Origin of the sequence: Streptomyces sp. NPDC005799, assembly GCF_040630525.1 — a bacterium.
Classification (GTDB): Bacteria; Actinomycetota; Actinomycetes; order Streptomycetales; family Streptomycetaceae; genus Streptomyces; species Streptomyces griseorubiginosus_B.
In genome coordinates this window covers 41,531-62,012 of sequence record NZ_JBEXXQ010000063.1, presented here as the reverse complement: position 1 = coordinate 62,012, position 20,482 = coordinate 41,531, and the positions used below count along the sequence as shown (strand labels likewise).

14 protein-coding genes are annotated in these 20,482 nt (G+C 71.4%); 3 read left to right on the top strand and 11 right to left on the bottom strand.

What is annotated here, in order from left to right; all coding sequences use genetic code 11:
• Positions 1-87: 87 nt before the first annotated feature.
• The 7 genes from ABZ453_RS42185 to ABZ453_RS42155 form a co-directional block, all read right to left on the bottom strand.
• Positions 88-951 carry a serine protease gene (locus ABZ453_RS42185; RefSeq protein WP_359023918.1) on the bottom strand — a complete coding sequence of 288 codons (864 nt, stop codon included), beginning with the start codon at positions 949-951 and terminating at the stop codon, positions 88-90.
• A gap of 143 nt (positions 952-1,094) precedes the next feature.
• Complete coding sequence (locus ABZ453_RS42180; protein ID WP_359023916.1) at positions 1,095-2,633, bottom strand: RNA polymerase sigma factor; 1,539 nt, start codon at positions 2,631-2,633, stop codon at positions 1,095-1,097.
• A gap of 420 nt (positions 2,634-3,053) precedes the next feature.
• Entirely contained in the window at positions 3,054-3,941 is an 888-nt protein-coding gene (locus ABZ453_RS42175; protein WP_359023914.1) for an FCD domain-containing protein, read from the bottom strand.
• Between the two features lie 161 nt (positions 3,942-4,102).
• Positions 4,103-6,286: an ATP-binding cassette domain-containing protein gene (locus tag ABZ453_RS42170; protein ID WP_359023912.1), complete on the bottom strand. Its 2,184-nt coding sequence runs from the start codon at positions 6,284-6,286 to the stop codon at positions 4,103-4,105.
• Between the two features lie 136 nt (positions 6,287-6,422).
• Positions 6,423-7,181, bottom strand: coding sequence for an NUDIX hydrolase (locus ABZ453_RS42165; RefSeq protein WP_133046155.1), 759 nt, complete (start codon positions 7,179-7,181; stop codon positions 6,423-6,425).
• A gap of 140 nt (positions 7,182-7,321) precedes the next feature.
• A complete protein-coding gene (locus ABZ453_RS42160) occupies positions 7,322-9,241 on the bottom strand; it encodes a glycogen debranching N-terminal domain-containing protein (RefSeq protein ID WP_359023910.1) in 1,920 nt (639 codons plus the stop codon).
• Between the two features lie 942 nt (positions 9,242-10,183).
• The gene (locus ABZ453_RS42155) at positions 10,184-11,752 is read right to left on the bottom strand and encodes a DUF4192 domain-containing protein (protein WP_359023908.1); all 1,569 of its coding nucleotides are present in this window, start codon (positions 11,750-11,752) and stop codon (positions 10,184-10,186) included.
• Positions 11,753-11,896: 144 nt separating this feature from the next.
• Here ABZ453_RS42155 and ABZ453_RS42150 point away from each other — a divergent pair, with 144 nt between their 5' ends.
• Positions 11,897-14,062, top strand: a complete 2,166-nt coding sequence (locus ABZ453_RS42150) for a RecQ family ATP-dependent DNA helicase (RefSeq protein ID WP_359023906.1) — start codon at positions 11,897-11,899, stop codon at positions 14,060-14,062.
• A gap of 331 nt (positions 14,063-14,393) precedes the next feature.
• Entirely contained in the window at positions 14,394-15,029 is a 636-nt protein-coding gene (locus ABZ453_RS42145; RefSeq protein WP_359023904.1) for a hypothetical protein, read from the top strand.
• Positions 15,030-15,456: 427 nt separating this feature from the next.
• On the opposite strand, the gene ABZ453_RS42140 is transcribed toward ABZ453_RS42145, so the two are convergent.
• From ABZ453_RS42140 to ABZ453_RS42130, 3 genes are all read right to left on the bottom strand, one after another.
• Complete coding sequence (locus ABZ453_RS42140; protein ID WP_359023902.1) at positions 15,457-16,098, bottom strand: hypothetical protein; 642 nt, start codon at positions 16,096-16,098, stop codon at positions 15,457-15,459.
• A gap of 68 nt (positions 16,099-16,166) precedes the next feature.
• Positions 16,167-16,868, bottom strand: coding sequence for a ribonuclease HII (locus ABZ453_RS42135; RefSeq protein WP_359023900.1), 702 nt, complete (start codon positions 16,866-16,868; stop codon positions 16,167-16,169).
• A gap of 82 nt (positions 16,869-16,950) precedes the next feature.
• The gene (locus ABZ453_RS42130) at positions 16,951-17,574 is read right to left on the bottom strand and encodes a TetR/AcrR family transcriptional regulator (RefSeq protein WP_359023898.1); all 624 of its coding nucleotides are present in this window, start codon (positions 17,572-17,574) and stop codon (positions 16,951-16,953) included.
• Positions 17,575-17,760: 186 nt separating this feature from the next.
• Here ABZ453_RS42130 and ABZ453_RS42125 point away from each other — a divergent pair, with 186 nt between their 5' ends.
• Positions 17,761-19,308: an MFS transporter gene (locus ABZ453_RS42125; protein ID WP_359023896.1), complete on the top strand. Its 1,548-nt coding sequence runs from the start codon at positions 17,761-17,763 to the stop codon at positions 19,306-19,308.
• A gap of 265 nt (positions 19,309-19,573) precedes the next feature.
• Here the strand turns inward: ABZ453_RS42125 and ABZ453_RS42120 are convergent, their stop codons facing one another.
• A complete protein-coding gene (locus ABZ453_RS42120; protein ID WP_359023894.1) occupies positions 19,574-20,476 on the bottom strand; it encodes an ADP-ribosylglycohydrolase family protein in 903 nt (300 codons plus the stop codon).
• Positions 20,477-20,482 lie beyond the last annotated feature (6 nt).

The following is a 20,482-nucleotide window of genomic DNA, read 5'->3' as shown; positions in this document are numbered from 1 at the left end:
CCCTTGAGTACGGCCTGGTGAATGGCGTCGGTAATGGTCATACCGACCGAATACGGCGCCGCCCGCTCGTCTCATCGGCAGACGCCGTCAGCTGCCGTCCACGGCCCTCGCGGACCCCCGTGAGGCCCGTCCCGGGCTGAGAGCCCCTACAACTTCTGACACGCGCGTGTAGACGCCGGGACTGCCCGCGCGGCCGCAGCCGCTCCCCCACGACACGAGCCCGATCAGCTTCCCCTGGGCGACGAGAGGCCCGCCGCTGTCCCCCTGGCAGGCGTCGCGGCCGCCCTCCGTCTCCCCGGCGCACACCATGCTGTCGGCCGCGTAGGTGCCGTCGATGCTCCCGGGGTACGCCCGCTCGCACTGGGCGTCGGGCAGTACGCGTACGCGTGCGGCGCGCAGTGTGCGCGCGTAGTCGCCGCCGCCCGTCAGATCGCCCCACCCGTAGACCGTGGCGCTCGTGCCGGGCGCGTACGCCGGGTCACCGGCCGCAGCCATCGCCAGGGTCGCATCCTGCGGCAGCGGCTCGGCCAGGGTGAGCACGGCGAAGTCCCCGGCGTTGGTCTCTGTGTCATAGGCCGGGTTCACCCAGACCTCACGCACCCGGATCTCCGAGCCGCGGTCCGAGAGCAGGTCCGTACGGCCCGTGATGACCCTCAGATCGCGCACCCGGTCCGGGGGCGCCCCCAGGACGTTCTCGCCCATGCAGTGGGCGGCGGTGAGCACGGTCGTACGGCCGATGGCCACCCCGCCGCAGAACTGCCCCGCCCGCGTACCCCCGAACCGGTCACGGCTGGACAGAGCCACCGTCCAGGGGCTCTGGGAGATGTCCACCGGGAAACCGCCCACGACGACGTCGGCGGGCGCGGGGGCGGCGGACAGCAGCGGTATGGCAGTCGCCGTGGCCGCGAGAACGAGCGGCCGGGCCAGTGACCGGATGAAGGGACGACGCATGCGCGCTCCTCACACTGGGATGGTGATCGGAAACCCAGAGTGATCCAGCGCGCCACGCCCCGCACCCGCGCGACAGACACGACGGCACGACAAGGCCCGGCTCCCCGAGGGGAACCGGGCCTTGGGTGTCGTAGGTCCGCGGTCTAGTCCAGGTAGTCGCGCAGCACCTGGGAACGCGAGGGGTGACGCAGCTTCGACATCGTCTTGGACTCGATCTGGCGGATGCGCTCGCGCGTGACGCCGTACACCTTGCCGATCTCGTCGAGGGTCTTCGGCTGACCGTCGGTGAGACCGAAGCGCATGGAGACGACGCCCGCCTCGCGCTCGGACAGCGTGTCCAGAACGGAGTGAAGCTGCTCCTGCAGGAGCGTGAAGCTGACCGCGTCGGCCGGGACGACGGCCTCGGAGTCCTCGATGAGGTCACCGAACTCGCTGTCGCCGTCCTCGCCCAGCGGGGTGTGCAGGGAGATGGGCTCGCGGCCGTACTTCTGGACCTCGATGACCTTCTCCGGGGTCATGTCGAGTTCCTTGGCCAGCTCCTCCGGGGTGGGCTCGCGGCCCAGGTCCTGGAGCATCTGGCGCTGCACGCGCGCGAGCTTGTTGATGACCTCGACCATGTGCACCGGGATACGGATGGTGCGGGCCTGGTCGGCCATGGCGCGGGTGATCGCCTGACGGATCCACCAGGTGGCGTACGTGGAGAACTTGTAGCCCTTGGTGTAGTCGAACTTCTCGACCGCGCGGATCAGACCGAGGTTGCCCTCCTGGATGAGGTCCAGGAAGAGCATGCCGCGACCGGTGTAGCGCTTGGCCAGCGAGACCACCAGACGGAGGTTGGCCTCCAGGAGGTGGTTCTTGGCACGACGGCCGTCCTCGGCGATGATCTCCAGCTCGCGCTTGAGCTTGGGCGCGAGCTTGTCCGCGTTGGCCAGCTTGTCCTCGGCGAACAGGCCCGCCTCGATGCGCTTGGCCAGCTCGACCTCCTGCTCGGCGTTGAGCAGGGGGACCTTGCCGATCTGCTTGAGGTAGTCCTTGACCGGGTCGGCGGTGGCACCGGCGGCCGCGACCTGCTGCGCGGGCGCGTCGTCCTCGTCCTCGTCGGAAAGCACGAAGCCCGCGCTCTCGGCACCCTCGGGCTCGTCGCCGGCCTTGGGGGTCTCCTCGAGCACCTCTTCCTCGAGGACCTCGGCGTCGTCCTTCTTGGCGGTGGTCTTCTTGACCGCCGCCTTCTTGGCGACGGTCTTCTTCGCGGCCGCCGTCGCCTTCTTGGCGACCGGCTTCTTCGCGACAGCGGCCTTCGGTGCGTCGTCCTCGACCGGCGGCGTATCGACAGCGGGGGCCGCCGGGGTGGCGGTGGCGGTGGCCTTCTTCGTGGTCACCGTCTTCGCCGCGACGGTCTTGGTGGCGGTGCGCTTGGCCGGACTCTTCGCTGCGACGCTCTTTCGGGTGCGCTTGGGCTCCGCGGCACTGACCATCAGCGTCACACCCTCTTCCTCGAGGATCTGGTTGAGGCTGCGCAGTACGTTCTTCCACTGAGTGGCCGGAATCTGGTCAGCTTCGAAGGCCCGACGCACATCGTCGCCGGCGATCTGCCCCTCAGCCTTTCCCCGCTCGATGAGAGCCATGACAGAGACGGACTCGGCGATCTCCGGCGGGAGCGTACGGGATGTGCTGGCCGACACGAACAACCTCTCGGAACGTTGGAAAACGGCTTCCGGCCCCGTCCGGGACGGACAGGAGCCGACCACCGGCCTTGGGGATCGGGCCGACGGCGCGGGCGGGGGCCGGGAGGATGCACAGCGCCGTGAACGGCGTCCGTATTCCCTCCTCGGCAGTCACCTCTTAGGTCATCGCAGTGTTCCCGCAAGCGTTACGCCCAATCCGCGTGGCCCGAGTCACACCCCGTAAGCATTCAAAAACGGTCAGACGCGGGCATACGAGATCACGCACGGCTCAGACCAAGGCATCACGGCGCCACGAGTCCCTCGCGCCGTCGGACCCCGCATGATCCCGGAGATGATGCGGGGTCCGACGGGAGCAGCCGGCCGGGCGACGCCCCAGGAGGGGGAGGCGTACCCGTCCGCGCCACTCGTGGTGCGCGGTCAGTGCTCGCGCGGCGCCGGCACCACGCGCTCCACGTCGGGGTGGACGGTGAGCAGTTGGCGCATGGCCGCCTCGGCCGCCGCGCCGTCGCCGGCCGCCAGGGCGTCGGCGATCCTGGCGTGGTGCGCCAGCGACGTCTCGTTGGGCCGGTCACAGCCCGTGACGGGGCTGCCGGAAACCTGGAGTGCGGCCGACACGATCCCGGAGAGGTGCTCCAGCATGCGATTTCCCGCGACCTGGATGAGCAGGGAGTGGAACTCGGCGTCGGCGCGGGAGAAGGTGAGCGCGTCACCCTGCCCCATGGCGTGGCCCATGATCTCGACCATGTCCGCGAGGCGCTGCTGGACGTCCTCGCGCCCGTGCCCGGCGGCGAGGCGGGCGGCGAGCGGCTCGATGGTCCAGCGCAGTTCGCTCAGCTCGCGCCGCTGGTCGTCGCGCTGCGGCCCGAAGGCCCGCCACTCGATGATGTCGGGGTCCAGGAGATTCCAGTCGCTGACCGGACGCACGCGCGTGCCGACGTTCGGACGGGCGCTGACCAGGCCCTTGGCCTCCAGGACGCGGAGCGACTCACGGACGACGGTGCGGGAGACCTCGAAGCGCTGGCCGATCTCCTCGGGCACCAGCGGGCGGTCCGCGCCCAGGTCACCGGAGACGATCATCTGCCCGAGCTGCTGGACGAGTTGGCCGTGCAGTCCGCGTCCGCGGCTGCCCGTGGCGCGCCGGCCCACGCGGCCCAGCTCCGGGTCGGCGCTCTCCCAGGCGGGGACTCCGACGCGGTCGGCGACGTGCGCCTCGGCGTAGGGATAGCGGTCGAGTTCGCCCGGGCCGACGAGGCCGGAGTCTGCGGAGCGGGCGGCGGTCATCATGGTGTGCGCAAGGGTACTCACGGATCCTTTGTCGGCGCTGTCCTCAACTCCCTTGAGGTCTTTGGTGAAAAGCACACGAAAGGGTGATCGCTCACCCCGTCGCAATTGACGCCTTATCGGAAAGATATGGGCTTTCCGCGGGGAGTTGCGCACAGGGTGGGGCGAAAGTGTGCGGACGGACGTCACCGGACCCTGCTGCGCAGGGTCGTGAGCACATACGCGCAGAGCAGCGCGGTCAGCGACAACGTCATTGCCCCACCCACGGGTTGGGCGATCACCCGCGCGACAGCGGACAGATAGCGCTCTCCCCCGAAGGGCCACTGCAGCAGAAGTGTCTCGCGCAACCGCAGCGGGAACCCGGCCGCGGTCCGCACGGACGATCCCGCCAAGGCCTTTTGTACGAGGGGTACGACGACGACCGGCACGGCGAGCACGGCCGCGAGACCCGCGGTGGTGGACCGGAACACACCGGCCGCCAGTACTCCGGCCCACGCACACCCGACGACGAGCCCGGTCCAACTCGCTCCGAGCGCGGGCCAGTCGCCGGGAACTTCCGTCAGCTCCCGTCCGTAGACGACGTAGAGCACCTCGGCGTCGCAGCCGACCGTGAGGATGGCCAGGGTCAGCGCGGTGGCCGTGGCGACGAGGAGCTTCGCGACGAGCAGCCCCAGCCGACGGGGCACGGTGCCCCGGTCCGCCGCCAGCGCGGGGTGGCGGAACTCGTCGCCGAAGGCCAGCGCGCCGAGCAGCCCCGCCCCGAGCGCGGCGGGCGGCAACGGCAGCTCCCACGGCCAGGCGGCCAGCAGCCGCGCCTGCGGTGTGTGCCCGATCCTCGCGGTGAGTACGGCGGTGAGGGCCGACGCGAGCAGTACGGCCCCGGCGACCAGGAACCCCGTGCCGATCCCGGCGGCGCGGCGGATCTCGTAGCGCAGGGGGCGGAGGGGGCTGGGGGCTGGGCGGACGGAGATGGGGGGCGGGAGGGGGGAGAGGGGGTCGGCGGAGCGAGCTTCGGCGGGGCGAGAATTTTGCGCGGGCACAGGCACGGTCGATGCCGGACGGGGGTGCGCGGAGGGCGCAGTGGGGGCGTGGGCGGCGGCTTCGGGGCGCCCGTCGGAGCCCGCCGAGTGCGTTACGTCCGGCAGCCGAAGATTTTGACCAGCGTCGACATCACGATCCCTGGCCGCCGCACGCGAGTCGTCCCGCGTCTGAGAAACCTGGCTGCCGTCGGCATGCCGCTCCCCACCTGCCACGATCGAGTCGTCCCGCGCCGCAGGAACTTGGCCGGCATCGGCATGCCCGTTCCCGCCCGCCGCACTCGTGTCGGCGCGCTGCTGAAGAACCTGACCAACCTCCGCATGCCGGTCCCGGCCCGTCGCATGCGGCTCGTCGCGCATCTGAACGACCTGACCGGCATCGGGCTGGCCGACCTTCGCCTCGCCGAGCCGCAGTGCCTCAGCCGTCGGCCCGGTCCGGGGAACATCTCCGGCTCCCGGACCCATGTCACCCACCTCGTCGGCGAGTTGGTGGACGAGAATGCCGTGACGGAAGGCGGCCTCGCCGATGTCGGCGCAGGTACTGCCGTACACGGACAGGCGGTTGCCGCCCTCGCGAACGACCTCGACCGAGCGCTGGGCGGCGCGGGCCTCCTTCGCGAGGAGATCGGCCAGGCGCGCGGCGTACGGGCTGCGGACGGCGACGCGGGGGCGCAACCGGGTCCGGGCGAACTCGGCGGCGTCCTGGTCTGCGACGAGTCTGCCCTGCTCCAGGGTGACGACCCGGTCGGCGTTGCGGGCGGCCTCCTTGGGGTCGGCCACGGTGAGCAGGACCGTGCCGCCCTGCGTGGCGTGGGCGCGCAGCATGCTGTGCAGCCAACGGGTCTCACGCCCGGAGAGGCCGTCGGCGGGGTCGTCGAGGACCAGCGTGTGGGGGTCGGGGAGCAGGGCACAGGCGAGGCCGAGCCGGCGGTCCATGCCGCGCGAGAGGGTGCCGAGGCGTTCGTCGCGCAGGCTGACCAGGCCGACCACTTCGAGGACCTCGTCGGCCCGGCGGACGGGGACTCCGGCGGCGGCGCACAGCATGCGCAGATGGCCGCGGACCGTGCGCGCCGGGTGTCCGGGTACGTCTCCCAGGAGCACGCCGACCTCGCGTGAGGGGTGGGCGATGCGGTGCAGGGGACGGCCTCTGAAGTAGGTGATGCCACGGCCCTGTTGCAGTTCGAGCATGAGTCTGAGCGCCGTGGTCTTGCCCGCTCCCGCTGCGCCGAGCAGCGCGGTGACGTGGCCCGCTCGCGCGTCGAAGGAGACGTCGTCGACGGCGGGCGGGAGGTCCTTGCGGGGATTGCTGGTCAGTCCGAAGGCCTGGATCACTCGTAGCAAGATAGCGCGCTATGTCCGTTTTTTCGGGCAGCACAGGGCCAGTTCGCGGCCCGTCGCCCCACGTTTCCGGAACCTTGCTCGCCGTTAGCTCCCGGACCGGTTCCACCGCGCTCCGTGAAGCGTGCCGTCACACTTCGGGGCGCAGCATCGGGGGGTTGAGCAGAGTGGCGCCACCGGCACGGAAGAGCTGTGCCGGGCGGCCGCCCTGGCGCGTGGTCGTGCCGCCTGTGGGCACGAGGAATCCCGGGGTGCCCGTCACCTTGCGATGGAAGTTGCGTGGATCGAGCGCCACGCCCCACACCGCCTCGTAGACCCGGCGGAGCTCGCCGACCGTGAACTCTGTGGGGCAGAACGCCGTGGCGAGGGACGAGTATTCGATCTTGGAGCGGGCGCGCTCCACGCCGTCGGAGAGGATCTGGGCGTGGTCGAAGGCGAGCGGCGCCACCGGTTCGCCGTCCCGGCCGTAACCGCCCTGCTGCAGCAGCTCGTCGACCGGTGCCCAGCGTGCGTTGCTGGCGTCGCCGCCCGCTCGGGGTGCCGGCAGGTCGGGGGCGAGGGCGAGGTGGGCGACGCTGACGACCCGCATCCGGGGGTCCCGCTTGGGGTCGCCGTAGGTCGCGAGCTGTTCGAGGTGCGCGCCGTTGTCCTGGGCGGGGACGGACGGGTCATGGGCGCGCAGTCCGGTCTCCTCCGCCAGCTCGCGCGCCGCCGCCTGCGCCAGGTCCTCGTCGGCCCGTACGAACCCACCGGGAAGCGCCCAACGGCCCTGGAAAGGCGGTTCGCCCCTGCGTACCGCCAGCGCGCACAGGGCATGGCGGCGCACGGTCAGCACGACCAGGTCAACGGTGACGGCGAAGGGCGGAAAGGCTGACGGGTCGTAGGGCATGCGGCGATCATAGTCGTCTGCCTGACGATAAACACTCCATTCGTCGGCCGCCTCGATGGTTGATCGACTTCGGTCACTTCGGTCCGGTATGAGCCGCACCGTCTCCTCCCAGGTGTTGTGCGGTGATGCGTCGTGCGAGGTCACACTCCCAGTGACAGCCCTTCGGCCGCCTCCTCGACCATGGCGAGTCCGAGCCGACCGACCCGTACGGAGAAGGGGGCGTCGGCCACCCGTAGGCCGGTCAGGACGATCTCGCCCAGGGGCGCGCTGCGCAAGGGGCGGAGCGTGACCGAGCGGGCGGGGGCATCGGGGCGGATCCCGGCGAGCGTGGTCAACAGGAGCACGCCGGCGGCCGCGGCGGTGGCGGCCGGCCGACAGGCCGCCGGGTGCGGGAGCGGGGCGCTCGCCTCGGTGCGCTGATCCCCTGCGTACATCTCGGGCAGCCGGTGGCCGAAGGTCTCGGCCGCCGCAAGAACGCCACGCAACAGGGAACCCGCTTCCTTCTCGTAGCCCGCGGCGGCGAGGCCCGCTACGGCCACGGCCGTTTCGTGCACCCGCACGGCCCCGCTCCGGTGCCCGAACGGGTTGTGCCCCGGTTCCTTCGTGCCCAGACTCCTCAACCCCCAGCCGGAGTCCATGGCGGGGCCGCCGAGCAGCCTGGCGAGTTGTTGCGTCCGCACCTTGTCGAGCAGGCACGGTGCCTGTTCGCCCGCGCCGAGCAGGCCGGTGTCGAGCAGATGGACGGCGGCCGCGCCCAGGTACGGCACCGGGCTGCCGTCCGGGAGTCGTGCGGCCGCGGGCCGGCCTCCGCCGCGATCGTCGATCCAGAACTCCTCCCGAAACGCCGTCCGCAATGCCCGCGCCCACTGCCGCAACTCCTCCCCACCAGGCCGGCCGTAGACGTCGAGCAGATCGGCACCGAGCAGTGCCGCCCGGTGCGCATGGGCCTGTGTCTCGCAGCGGGCGGGGCCACCGGGGTCGGGGTCGTTGAGGTAGGTACCGTCGCCGATGGTCGTCCGCAGCCAGGTCAGACAGCGTTCGGCCGGGGGCAACAGTTCTTCCGTCTCCTGTTCCGACAGCCCCCATCGGCGGGCCTCCGCGAGGAGCACCGGGTAGAGCAGCGTGGCCTCCGTGGCCGTGCAGCCCGGTGGCAGATGGGGGCCCGCGTCCCGTCGTGGTCCCGGGATCAGGCCGGACTGCCGCCCTGGGCCGGTGAGTTGGGTGCGGGCCAGGGTACGCAGCGTGCCCGCGGTGAGCCGAGTGCCGAGCGCCAGCGTCATCCTTGCCGCGGCGAGCGCTTCGGCGGGGGCCGAACCACAGCGCCAGGGAGCGCCGGCCGCGAGGTGGGTGTCGGAAGGACGGGCGGGGTCGCGCAGCAGCAGAGCCTGGAGGTCCTCGATGCTCGTCCGCAGGAGCGGCTGGAGCCTGGGATCGTCGCCCGACGCCCGCGCGACGGCGAAGGGGTCGGCCGCGGTACGGCCAACGGCTCGGACGGCCGCCACTCTGTCGGGCCGTACTCTCAGCTCCACGCTGGTGCTGCCGCCGGGAGGCAGATCCAACTCCCAGCGCAGCAGCCCTGCAGAGGCCAGCGCGTCCGCGGGCGGTGGATCCGCCGTGACCGACGAGGTACCGCCGGCGCTGGACCAGCGCAGCCCCGAGTCGTGGACGGTGGCGGGGAGTTCGCGCCCCGCTCTGCCGGATGCGATCGCGCCCAGGTCCGCCAGGTCCGTCCCCAGGGACACCTCGACCGGGAGGCGCAGGGCGCGTGGGACCGCATTGTGCAGCGTGATCCGCTCCGTGCCGTCCGCGTGGCGGACGCGTTCCACCATGAGGTCCGGGTCCGGACCGGAGTGCGGGGAGACGTGCACGGCGCCCACGAAGCGGGCCTGGTCGGCCGCCGTCATCCGGGCCTGCAACGCCAGCGGTTCTCGCCCGGCCACGCGGACCTGGCAGCGGGAGAGCACGCGTCTGCCCGCGCAGTAGAACCCCTCCAGTCCTTGACCGGTCATCTGTCCCTGTTCCGTGGAGATGGCAAGGCCGGGAAGGGCGACACAGATCATGACGGTATGGGCTGGCGGTAACTCGGTAGATCGACGAGGAGTCGGGCCCAGGGTGCCGCGGGGCGGCGGGGCTGGTCCTCCAGGCGGAAAGGTGGGCGCGGGGCGAGGCTGGGCGACCGGCGCGGGCGTGGTCCGTCCCTCGCCGGGTGTCTGATGCCGGTCGGGTGTCCTGCCAGTCACCCAGGGCTGGCGCAATGGTCGTGAGGTGTTCGTTGCCGGATCCGCAGGCCTGCCGCTGCTTCGACTGCGCGGGGCCGCTCCTTCGCCGGACCCGGGCCGACTCAGCGACGGGGCCGCAACGGTTGGCGTAGGCGGGCAATTCCCTTGTCCAGGGAAACCAGCCCGGGGCGCCTCCCGGCCGTTCGCCGCGGGCCAAGGCCCGGCCGTGAACGCGGTCGAAAGCCCTTCCCGGCTCCGGATGAGGGGCACTCTCCCCTCCTGGCCCTCCTGGTCGACGGGCAAGGACAGGGACACGTCGATCCCTGGGTGCGAGGAAGTACGCGGTGCCGCGCCGGCTGCCTCTTGATCGGCGCGGTCCGCGAGAACCGCAGGCACCGGCGGATCGGCTCCCTGCCGGGAGGGCGGCTTCCATCGACCACTGACGGAACAGTCGGCGGAAGGCTCGGAGGGCTCGGAGAGCGAGGTCGGCTGATGCATGCGGTGGCTTCTTCTGCGCTCGGTGCACCCCGGGCGTGTGCGGCGCCGGGTGGAGGGATCCGGACGGACGTGTGGGGGACGACGGCTCGGCCCGTGCAGGCGCTCCGCCACTCAGGTGAACGCGATGGGACTCCTCCGGGTCACGCCTACTGTCGGCCACGCCGACCGAATGGCGGTGAGTGCGCCGACCGCTCCCGACCACCGGTCGCGGTCGGGGCTCCACAACTCCCGCTCGCCCACCGTCATCATCCCGACGGCAGTCCCTGGAGCCCTGCCGGCCGGTGCTCACACCTCCCCCTCGGTGCCGTCGCCTCCCAAGCGGGCGCTGCCGGGGCGGTTGTCGCGGTGGCGCGTGGACTGCTTCCCGGACGGACTCGGGTGCGTGCTGCCCTTTCGCCCGGCGCCCGGACGCGTCCCCTCGGCCGTCGACGGCCGTGAGCGGGGGACGCCCACGGTGCTCTTCGCACCGTCCGCCGCCCGTGCCACACGGGTCCGTCCGCCAACCGTGGCGCCTGAACGGGAGCGGCGTCGCGCTCGCCCGCCCCCCTCCGGCGCCGGGCCCGGCTCAGCGGGCTCGGCCGCCGTGGACACAGCGGCAGCCTCCTCACTCGCGCCCTGCCGGACCGACCCCCGGACGCGATCCCGGCGTTCCGCGCGCAGGCAGCGCCGGATCGACTCCGGGTCCAGGTTCTCGTTGCAGGCCTGGTGCAGCAGGCGGGCGAAGAGATAGTCCGGATCCGCACCGAGTGCCATGGCGAGCGCCTCTCGGGCCTCGATGTCGTCTCCGGACGACCAGGCGACCCAACCCGCCAGGGTCAGCGGTGCCGCGGCGTGCTCTCCGTAGGGTCCGACGCAGCGGCGGGCGAGAGCCCTCCACAGGCGCAGCGCGGGAGCGGCGTCGTCGCCCTCCATCCACTCGGCCGCCCGGTCTCGGGTGGCGCGGTCCTGCAGGCCGAGGATCAGCGTCGCGGCCTCGTCGTGGCCGAGGAGCTGGTCGTCGCGGACGTCCGCCGCGAGGGCGCCGGTCACCGGCGCGGCCTCGGCCAGGCGGCTCATGATCCGCTCGGCGAGTTCGAGCGTCTCCTCGGCCACGTCCGCACGGTTGGCGTCGTCGAGGATCCGCGGGACCACGGCCATGCTCGCGGTGTCCAGGGCGATCTCCTGCTCCAGAGCGGCCGCGGTCTCCCACGGCTGCAACCTGGCCCTCAGCTCGCGCAAGGTGCCGCGCACCTGAAGGCCGGCGTAGGTGGCCGCGGCGGCCAGGACGGAGGTGCCGGGCAGCCCCATGGGCAGGCCGTCGGACGGGCAGCAGACCTCGTTGCTGCAGCAGTACGACCAGAAGCGGCCGTCCGAGACGCACAGCGCCTCGATCACCGGTACGTCCAGCTGACCGCACTCGATGCGGAGCTTCTGGGCCAGCGGGCGCAGTCGCTCCATGACCTGGCGGCCGGACTCGCCCTGCGCGGGTTCCTGGCAGAGGTAGGCGACCATCTGCTCGGGCCGGGTTCCTCGGCGCTCACTCCCGGTGACCAGGCCATGGGCCAGCTGCCGCGCGACGGATGGCCAGTCGTCGGGGTTCGCGGGAATGCCGAGCCGCGCGCGGCCGCCGAACCGGCCCTGGCCGTCCCTGTCGTGCAGGGCGACGAGGACGATGCTGTCCTCGGGGCGGTAGCCGAGCAGATACGGCATGGCGTCGGCCAGTTCGGCCGGGGTGCGGAGCGTGACCTGATGTTCGGGGCCGTGGCTGTCGTATGCGGTCGGGCCTGCCTGCCCGGCGGTCCTTCCGTTTTCGGCGCTGCCGTTTTTCGCGCTGGCGTTTTCGGGGGATCCAGTGCTTTCGCTGTGATTCGTCATGCGCAGACGATCTCGCGGATCATGGAGTTCCGCTTTGCCCTGTGGATAACCCTGACCAGGGACACCTCAACGCCGAACACCGCCCCGACAACGTGCCACCCGCCCTGGTCCGGATTGTCAGTGGCGTCCTGTTGGATGGAACACATGGAGCACACGAGCAACGCGGAACTGCGGGCGGCCGCCGACGCGGTCCTCGCCCGACTCGTCGGGGACAGCACCGGCGCGGCCCGGCTGCGTGAGGACCAGTGGCGGGCGATCGAGGCGCTGGTCGCCGACAGACGCCGGGCACTGGTCGTGCAGCGCACGGGGTGGGGCAAGTCCGCGGTGTACTTCGTGGCGACCTCGCTGCTGCGCGCCCAGGGCAGCGGACCGACGGTGATCGTCTCCCCGCTGCTCGCGCTCATGCGCAACCAGGTCGAGGCCGCGGCGCGGGCCGGAATCCATGCACGGACCATCAACTCCTCGAACACAGAGGACTGGGAGACGGTCCAGGACGAGATCGCGGCGGGCGAGGTCGACGTGCTGCTGGTCAGCCCGGAGCGGCTCAACAACCCGGACTTCCGGGACCAAGTGCTGCCCAAGCTCGCCGCCGCGACCGGGCTGCTCGTGGTCGACGAGGCGCACTGCATCTCCGACTGGGGCCATGACTTCCGCCCCGACTACCGACGGCTGCGCACCATGCTGGGCGACCTCCCGCCGGGGGTTCCCGTACTGGCGACCACAGCGACCGCCAACGCCCGGGTGACCGCCGATGTCGCGGAGCAGCTCGGCACCGGGGGCACGTCGGACGCCCTGGTACTGCGCGGTCCGCTGGACCGGGAGAGCCTGACCCTGGGGGTTCTGCGGCTGCCGGACGCCGCGCACCGGATGGCCTGGCTGGCCGATCACCTGGACGAGCTGCCGGGTTCCGGGATCATCTACACGCTCACCGTGGCCGCCGCCGAGGAGGTCACCGCCTTTCTCCGGCATCGCGGGCACAGCGTCGCCTCCTACACCGGCAAGACGGAGAACGCCGACCGGCTGCAGGCCGAGGACGACCTCCTCGCCAACCGGGTGAAGGCCCTGGTCGCCACCTCCGCGCTCGGCATGGGCTTCGACAAGCCGGATCTCGGCTTCGTGGTGCACCTCGGCTCGCCCTCCTCCCCCATCGCCTACTACCAGCAGGTGGGCCGCGCCGGACGCGGGGTCGAGCACGCCGAGGTGCTGTTGCTCCCGGGCAAGGAGGACGAGGCGATCTGGGAGTACTTCGCGTCGCTGGCCTTCCCGTCGGAGGACCTCGTGCGCCGCACGCTCGACGTCCTCACGCGCGCGGACAGGCCGCTCTCCCTGCCCGCCCTGGAACCACTGGTGGAGCTGCGCCGCTCCCGCCTGGAGAGCATGCTCAAGGTGCTCGACGTCGACGGTGCGGTCAAGCGGGTCAAGGGCGGCTGGATCGCGACCGGCCGCCCCTGGACGTACGACGCCGATCGCTACGCGTGGGTCGCCCGGCAGCGTGCGGCCGAGCAGCAGGCGATGCGCGACTACGCGTCGACGGCGGACTGCCGCATGGAGTTCCTGCAACGCCAGTTGGACGACGAGGGCGCCAAGCCCTGCGGCCGCTGCGACAACTGCGCGGGAGCACGGTTCACGGCCGGCACGTCTGCGGCCGCCCTGGACGCGGCGCGGGACGATCTGGGCCGGGCGGGCGTGGAGGTGGAGCCGCGTCGCATGTGGCCGACCGGGCTGCCGGCGATCGGCGTCGATCTCAAGGGGCGTATTCCGGCCGCTGAACAGGCCACCGCCGGAAGGGCGTTGGGCCGTCTGTCGGACATCGGCTGGGGCAACCGGCTGCGCCCGTTGCTTGCTTCCGACGCTCCGGACGGCCCCGTGCCGGACGACGTGGCGAAGGCTGTCGTGGGCGTGCTTGCCGACTGGGCCAGGGGCCCCGGCGGCTGGGCGCCAGGGGTGGAGGACACGCAGCCGCGTCCGGTCGGGGTGGTCACGGTCCCCTCTCGCAGCCGACCCCAGCTGGTCGGTTCGCTGGCCGCCCGCATCTCGGAGGTGGGCAGACTGCCGCTGCTGGGTTCGGTGGAGTACACGCAGGACGCGACCCGCGTTCCCCGCAGCAACAGCGCGCAGCGTCTGAAGGCACTCGACGGCGCGCTGACCGTGTCGCCGGCTCTGGCCTCCGCCCTTGTCGGGGCCGGCGGCCCAGTGCTGCTGGTCGATGACTTCACCGAGACCGGCTGGACCCTGGCGATCACGGCCCGCCTACTCCTCCGCGCCGGTGCGGAGGGGGTGCTGCCGCTTGTTCTGGCCGTCCAGGGCTGACCGCCGTCACCTGCGCCCGTGCACGACAAGCCTGGTCCGCTCCGCCAATCGGCACCCCCTATGGACGGCCTATACCCCAACGATGTACGAACGCGAGGTGAACGGTCACCTCATGCGTCGCAACACAGCCCACTGGGTAGGGATATAAACCACAGACCGTCAGATATCGGTCAGTGGCCCCAATTGCTCGTTGCCGCATCCAAGTTCGACAGCAAGAATTGAACTCCGCTCCCCGCACGGCTCACCCGTGGTCCGGTAGGGCTCTGCTGCGGTGCGCGCTCCCCCGATCCGACCTCGCCCGCAGTGTGGGCACGTAGCCGAAGGGAGGACCGTGACCTTCGGATTCGCTCCGTCCTCCGCGGCATCCACGTCGACGTCTGCCGACCTGTCCGCCGCATCCGTCAACCCCCTTGTCCGCATGCTCGAACCGGCGGAGTGGGCCGCTGCGGGAATCCCGCTGCTGCGCAATCCCCGCGAGGTCGTCAGCGGTCTGCACTCCCGGCACCGCCCCAAACCCGCGACCGCGATCGTGGCCGTACTCGATCCGGACGAACGGCTGCGGGCGAGCGCCTCGTTCGTCCGCCGCCCGGCCCCCGCCGACGGCTGGATGTTCCGCAACGCCCTGCTCGCCCAGTTGCGCCGGGTCATCCCCCACGACCTCCGCCTTCGCACTCCGGTGCGCACCGCGGTGCTGCTCTACTGCCGTGAGGGCGACTCCCGTTGGACGGAGGAGGACGGCGCGTGGATGTGGGGCCTGCGTGACGCGTGCACGTTGCACGGTCTGCGCTGCGGCGCGTACATCACGCTGACCCGGGACGGCTGGCAGGTGCTCGGAGAGGGGCGCGGCGGTCGCCGTCCGAGCGCGGACTCCTCGCCGGAACCTTTCGGCATGTCCGAGGCGCCGCTTCCGCTGCCCCGCACCGGCGGTGCGGCCTCGGAGGTCCTGCGCCGCGCCGCCGCCCGCTGATCGCATCGCCGGGCCGCGCGGCCCGGACGGCACACCTTCTCTCGTACGTGCGCGGCCCGCACGACCATGACCGCGTACACACATCGGTCACGCCCGGCCGCGCTCCGTACGACCGCTCGCCGGCGCACCCGGCCGCCCGCACCGACTCAACCCGCCCCGTCAGGGCGGAACTCGGCCGGTCCGTCCGTCACGGGCACACCCGACCGAGCAAGTCGATCGGTCAGCTTCGCGCATGCCGGAGTGACCGCACCACCATGTCCCTGAGCGGCCGACTGGACCGCGCGGCGGCGGCCGCGAAGTCGGACGGAGACACCCACCCGGCGTCCCACGCCGAGGTCGTGCGCGCACGCGAAAGCGTCCACCGTGCTGATGCCACCGCAACGGCGCCCCGGCCGCCTGGGCGGCCCCCCCGGAGGAACCTGGGGGCTCAGACGCCAGCGCCCAGTACCGAGTTGATCTGCTGCGGGTCGCCGCAGACGATCAGCAGGGCGCCGGCCCGGGCATGGGCCAGCGGGAGGGCGGTGGCGGCGGCAGCGGCGGGACCACCGTTGACGGCGACCACGACCACGGGACGCGACGTCGCGCGCGAGGCGACCGATGCGTCGGCGTAGAAGACGTCGTCGCCCGCGTCGTGCTGCGCCCAGTAGGAGGCTTCACCGAAGGACAGTTCGTGGGCGGCCCACGGGTGCTGCTCGCCGGTGGTGATGACGAGTACGTCGCCAGGAGCGCGCCCCGACTCGAGCAGCAGGTCCACGGCCTCTTCGGCGGCGTCGAGCGCGCCGTCGGCCGAGGCCGGGATCAGCTGGATCTGCGGGGTCGCCGAAGCGGCGACGGGGGACGCGGGAGCAGCCGGGCCCGAAGGCCCGGGCGTGGCCGCGGCCGCGTCGCGCGACGTACGTTGCACCGGCGGAGTGGGCCGGTGCGGACCGGGACGACCGGGCCGCGGCGGGGCCGCGGGACGGGGGCCGGGTACGGGACGAGGGGTCGGCGCGGTGCGGCCACTGGCCGGAGTGACGCGGGGACCCTGGGCACTCTCGTGAATCTGAGGCTCCTCGGGAATGAGAGGCATGGGCTGATATTTATCAAACGTTGGTGCGGCTGGCGTCGCCGGGTGGCACCTGAGGGCGAGCGGAATCGTCAGAAATCGAAGCCGAGCTGCCCCTCGATCTCCGGAACGTTTCCGTCCGCCCAGCTGCGGGCCTTCTTGAGGTGACGCCACTGGGGCAGCGCATCAAGATACGCCCACGACAACCGGTGGTACGGGGTGGGCCCCCGCACCTCCAGTGCGGCCTTGTGCACGGGCGACGGATACCCGGCATTGTCCGCAAAACCGAAGTCTGCATGGTCGATACCCAGTTCGGCCATCATTTTGTCGCGCTGAACCTTGGCGATCACCGAAGCCGCCGCGACCGCCACACACGAACGGTCGCCCTTGATGACCGTACGGACCCTCCACGGGGTCCCCAGGTAGTCGTGCTTCCCGTCCAGGATCACCGCGTCCGGCCGGACCGGAAGAGTCTCCAGGGCTCGAACGGCGGCCAGCCGCAGGGCGGCCGTCATGCCCAGATCGTCGATCTCCTCGGGGGAGGCGTGACCCAGCGAGAACGAGGTCACCCACTTCTCCAACTCCTGGGCGAGCGCGGTACGCCGCCTGACGGTGAGCAGTTTGGAGTCGGTGAGGCCTTCGGGTGGCCGGCGCAGTCCGGTGACCGCCGCGCAGACGGTGACGGGGCCGGCCCACGCGCCACGCCCCACCTCGTCGACACCGGCAATGATCTTCGCCCCGGTCGTGGCGCGGAGTGAGCGCTCGACGGTGTGAGTAGGTGGTTCGTACGGCATGGCGTCCTTAGCGTACGCCCCGCGGATCACCCGGCGACACCCCGCCTTGCCAAAGTCATGTCAGGAGCGACGACCCCTGCCGTCAGGCGCCGTTGGGGCGCAGCAGCGGAACCATCAACCGGTCGATCATCTCCTCGAGGTCACGGTCGGGCCATTCGCTTCCGCGCATCTTGTTGCGGTACATCATCATGGCCGGGATGACATCGAAGACATAGCTGTTCGCCGCGTCGGGCCGCACCTCATGCCGCTCTATTCCGCGCTCGATGACCTCATGGAGCAGTTTGACCGTGGGCTCCACGATCCCGTTGAAGATCACGCCATGGAAGCGCTCGGCCTGCGTCGGATCGCACTCGTGAATGACGGAGCGGACGGCGGAACCGGGGCGCGAGAACATCGCGTCGCGCGCGTTGCGGCAGAGGGCCAGCAGGTCCTCGCGCACACTGCCGAGGTCGGGCGCCTCCTCGAAGCGGGGCAGTCCGGCCTGCAGCGCGTCGGCGACGAGGTCCTCCTTGGAGGGCCAGCGCCGGTACACCGCGGCCTTTCCGGTCTGGGCGCCCGCGGCGACACCTTCCATGGTGAGGCCGTTCCAGCCGACCGTACTGAGCTGATCCAGGGCGGCATCGAGGATGGCGCGTTCGAGCACGGCGCCGCGCCGACGGAAGGAGGCCGCCTGAGCGGGGGCGGCCGTCCAGCGCGAGGTAACCATCTGAGTGTCTCCAGCGAGCATGGGGAGCGGGTGTCTCGGGGGCGGAGTCGCACCGCGCGGCAACGACGGGGGACTCGCCGCGCGACGCCAATTTAAGTGAACGCTTGCGTTCACTATGGGGGACTCACTACGGTTGACGCGACAGTGAACGCGAGCGTTCACTAACGTATTCGTGGGGGACCCATAGTGACAACCTCTCAGTTGATCAAGGACCAGAAGCCAGGTGCGGCGCGCCGGGACGGGCGTCCCGGGATCGCACTCGCGGTCATCGCGGCCTGCCAACTCATGGTGGTACTCGACGCGACGATTGTGAACATCGCGCTCCCGCACATTCAAAACGCGCTGCAGTTCAGCACCACGGACCTCACGTGGGTGGTCAGCGCCTACACACTCACTTTCGGCGGTCTGCTGCTCCTGGGCGGCCGGGCCGGCGACATCCTCGGCCGTCGCCGGGTCTTCATGACCGGCATCCTGCTGTTCACCTTCGCCTCGCTGCTCGGCGGACTCGCCCAGGAGCCCTGGCAGCTGCTGGCCGCCCGTGTCCTGCAGGGCATGGGTGGCGCGATCGCGTCGCCCACCTCGCTGGCACTGATCACCACGACGTTCCCGGAGGGGCCCGAGCGCAACCGTGCCTTCGGGGTCTTCGCCGCGGTCTCCGCGGGCGGTGGTGCGATCGGCCTGCTCGCAGGCGGCATGCTCACCGAGTGGCTCGACTGGCGCTGGGTGCTCTTCGTGAACGTGCCCATCGGCGTGGTGATCGCCCTGCTCGCGCCGATCTACATCAACGAGTCCGAACGCCACACCGGGCGCTTCGACATCGGCGGTGCCCTGACCTCGACAGCCGGCATGGCATCCCTCGTCTACGGCTTCATCCGCGCGGCGGACGACGGCTGGCGGGACAGCCTGACCATCGGCTCCTTCGCGGCTGCCGTGATCCTCCTGGTGTCCTTCGCCCTCGTCGAGTCCCGGGCCAAGGAACCGATCACCCCGCTGCGGATGTTCGCCGACCGCAACCGCTCCGGCACATACGTGATCATGCTCAGCCTGGCCGCGGCGATGTTCGGCATGTTCTTCTACATCGTCCTCTTCGTGCAGAACGTGCTGGGGTACAGCCCGATCCAGGCCGGCCTCGCCTTCCTGCCGGTGACGGTCGTGATCGCGATCGGCGCGGGGCTGTCGCAGCGTTTCCTGCCGGTGCTCGGCCCGAAGCCGTTCATGCTCACGGGCTCGGCCCTCGCGGTGATCGGGCTTGCCTGGCAGACGCTGATCAGCTCCGACAGCTCGTACGCGGGCGGAGTGCTCGGTCCGATGCTGGTGTTCGGTTTCGGCATGGGCCTCAACTTCGTGACACTCACGGTGACCGCGGTCTCCGGGGTCGCCCAGCACGAGGCAGGCGCGGCCTCCGGGCTGCTGAACGCCATGCAGCAGGTGGGCGGTTCGCTCGGCCTGTCGATCCTGACCACGGTGTTCGGCTCGGCGAGCAAGGACGAGGCGCGCAAGCAACTGCCGAAGTTCCTCGCCGACGGTTCGGCGGCGCAGAAGGAGGAGTTCGCCAAGACGCATCAGCTGCCCGGCACTTGGGGCCACCAGGTGCTCGCCCACGGCATCTCGATGGGCTTCGTGGCGGCCGCGGCCATGGCCGTACTCGCTCTCGGCACCGCCTGGTTGGTGATCCGGGTCCGCAAGAGCGACCTGGAGGCGCTCGCCGGGACGGCGACCCCGGGAGCGGTCTGAGCGGCCACTGGCACAGAGCCGCGGATGGCCGGGGCGGGTCCAGGGGACCGACGGCGAGGACGCCGTCCCGGCCGTCCGCACACCGCTTGCAGCGCACCAGAACGCCAACCGCATGACCACCCCCAGAACTCCCCTGCCCAGCTCCATCCGCCCGCGGCGGGACCGTCACCTGGCACAACGGACGAGCAGTGACGCAGAGTTCCCGATGATTACGTAGAGTTTCCACCGGGCCTTGCGGACCTGCGGCCGCCCCCTCAGACGGGCGTCACGTGGTGTGGGGCACCCAATCCGGCAGAGTCTCCGTCCGCTCCGCCCACGCGGTCGGCGGCACTCCCGCCTTCCCGGCGGCGATCACACCGCCCACGATGGCGCAGGTGGTGTCCACGTCCCCGCCGACCTGGGCCGTCGCCCAGAACGCCCGCTCGTAGTCACCGAGCGCCCGCGCCGCCGACCACACGGCGAAGGGCACGGTGTCGTGGGCCGACGTACGCCGTCCGCAGCCCAGCACGGCCGCCACGGTGCCCGGATCGTCGTAGTCGAGCATGTCCCGCGCCCGCCGCAGCCCCGCGCCGACAGCGCTTTTGGGGACGAGTTCGACGACACGGTCGAGAAGGGCCTCCGGGCTCGGAGGGCCACCGGGTGAGCCGGCCAGCGCGGCCGCCGCGGCCACGGCCATGGCGCCCACGACCGCCTCACGATGCTGATGGGTGGGGTATGCGGAGATCTCCGCCTGATGGGTCGCCTGCTCCGGGTCGTCCGCGTACCAGGCGCCCAGCGGGGCGATCCGCATCGCCGCGCCGTTGCCCCAGGACCCCTGCCCGTTGAAGAGCTCGGCCGCCAGCTCTCGCCAGTCGCCGCCCTCGCGGACCAGTCGGAGCAGGCGGTTGACGGCCGGACCGTATCCGCGGTCGAAGTCATGGTGTTCGGCGAAGGAGAGCGCCAGGGCGTCCTGGTCGATGCGGCCATGGGCGGCGAGGACGGCGACCACGGAACAGGCCATCTCCGTGTCGTCGGTCCACTGCCAGGATCCGGGCGGCAACTCACGCCGTTGCAGCAGCGGATAGTTCGCCGGTACGAAGAACTGGGAGCCCAGGGCGTCCCCCACCGCCAGTCCGCGCAGGCTGGCCAGAGCGCGCTCCAGGCGCTCTTGAGAGGAGTCAGGGGTCATCGTTCC

Coding starts and splice junctions, on each gene's coding strand:
- ABZ453_RS42155 (WP_359023908.1), bottom strand. CDS start 11,752: ATGACGAATCACAGCGAAAGCACTGGATCCCCCGAAAACGCCAGCGCG.
- ABZ453_RS42140 (WP_359023902.1), bottom strand. CDS start 16,098: ATGCCTCTCATTCCCGAGGAGCCTCAGATTCACGAGAGTGCCCAGGGT.
- ABZ453_RS42165 (WP_133046155.1), bottom strand. CDS start 7,181: ATGCCCTACGACCCGTCAGCCTTTCCGCCCTTCGCCGTCACCGTTGAC.
- ABZ453_RS42185 (WP_359023918.1), bottom strand. CDS start 951: ATGCGTCGTCCCTTCATCCGGTCACTGGCCCGGCCGCTCGTTCTCGCG.
- ABZ453_RS42150 (WP_359023906.1), top strand. CDS start 11,897: ATGGAGCACACGAGCAACGCGGAACTGCGGGCGGCCGCCGACGCGGTC.
- ABZ453_RS42130 (WP_359023898.1), bottom strand. CDS start 17,574: ATGGTTACCTCGCGCTGGACGGCCGCCCCCGCTCAGGCGGCCTCCTTC.
- ABZ453_RS42160 (WP_359023910.1), bottom strand. CDS start 9,241: ATGATCTGTGTCGCCCTTCCCGGCCTTGCCATCTCCACGGAACAGGGA.
- ABZ453_RS42120 (WP_359023894.1), bottom strand. CDS start 20,476: ATGACCCCTGACTCCTCTCAAGAGCGCCTGGAGCGCGCTCTGGCCAGC.
- ABZ453_RS42135 (WP_359023900.1), bottom strand. CDS start 16,868: ATGCCGTACGAACCACCTACTCACACCGTCGAGCGCTCACTCCGCGCC.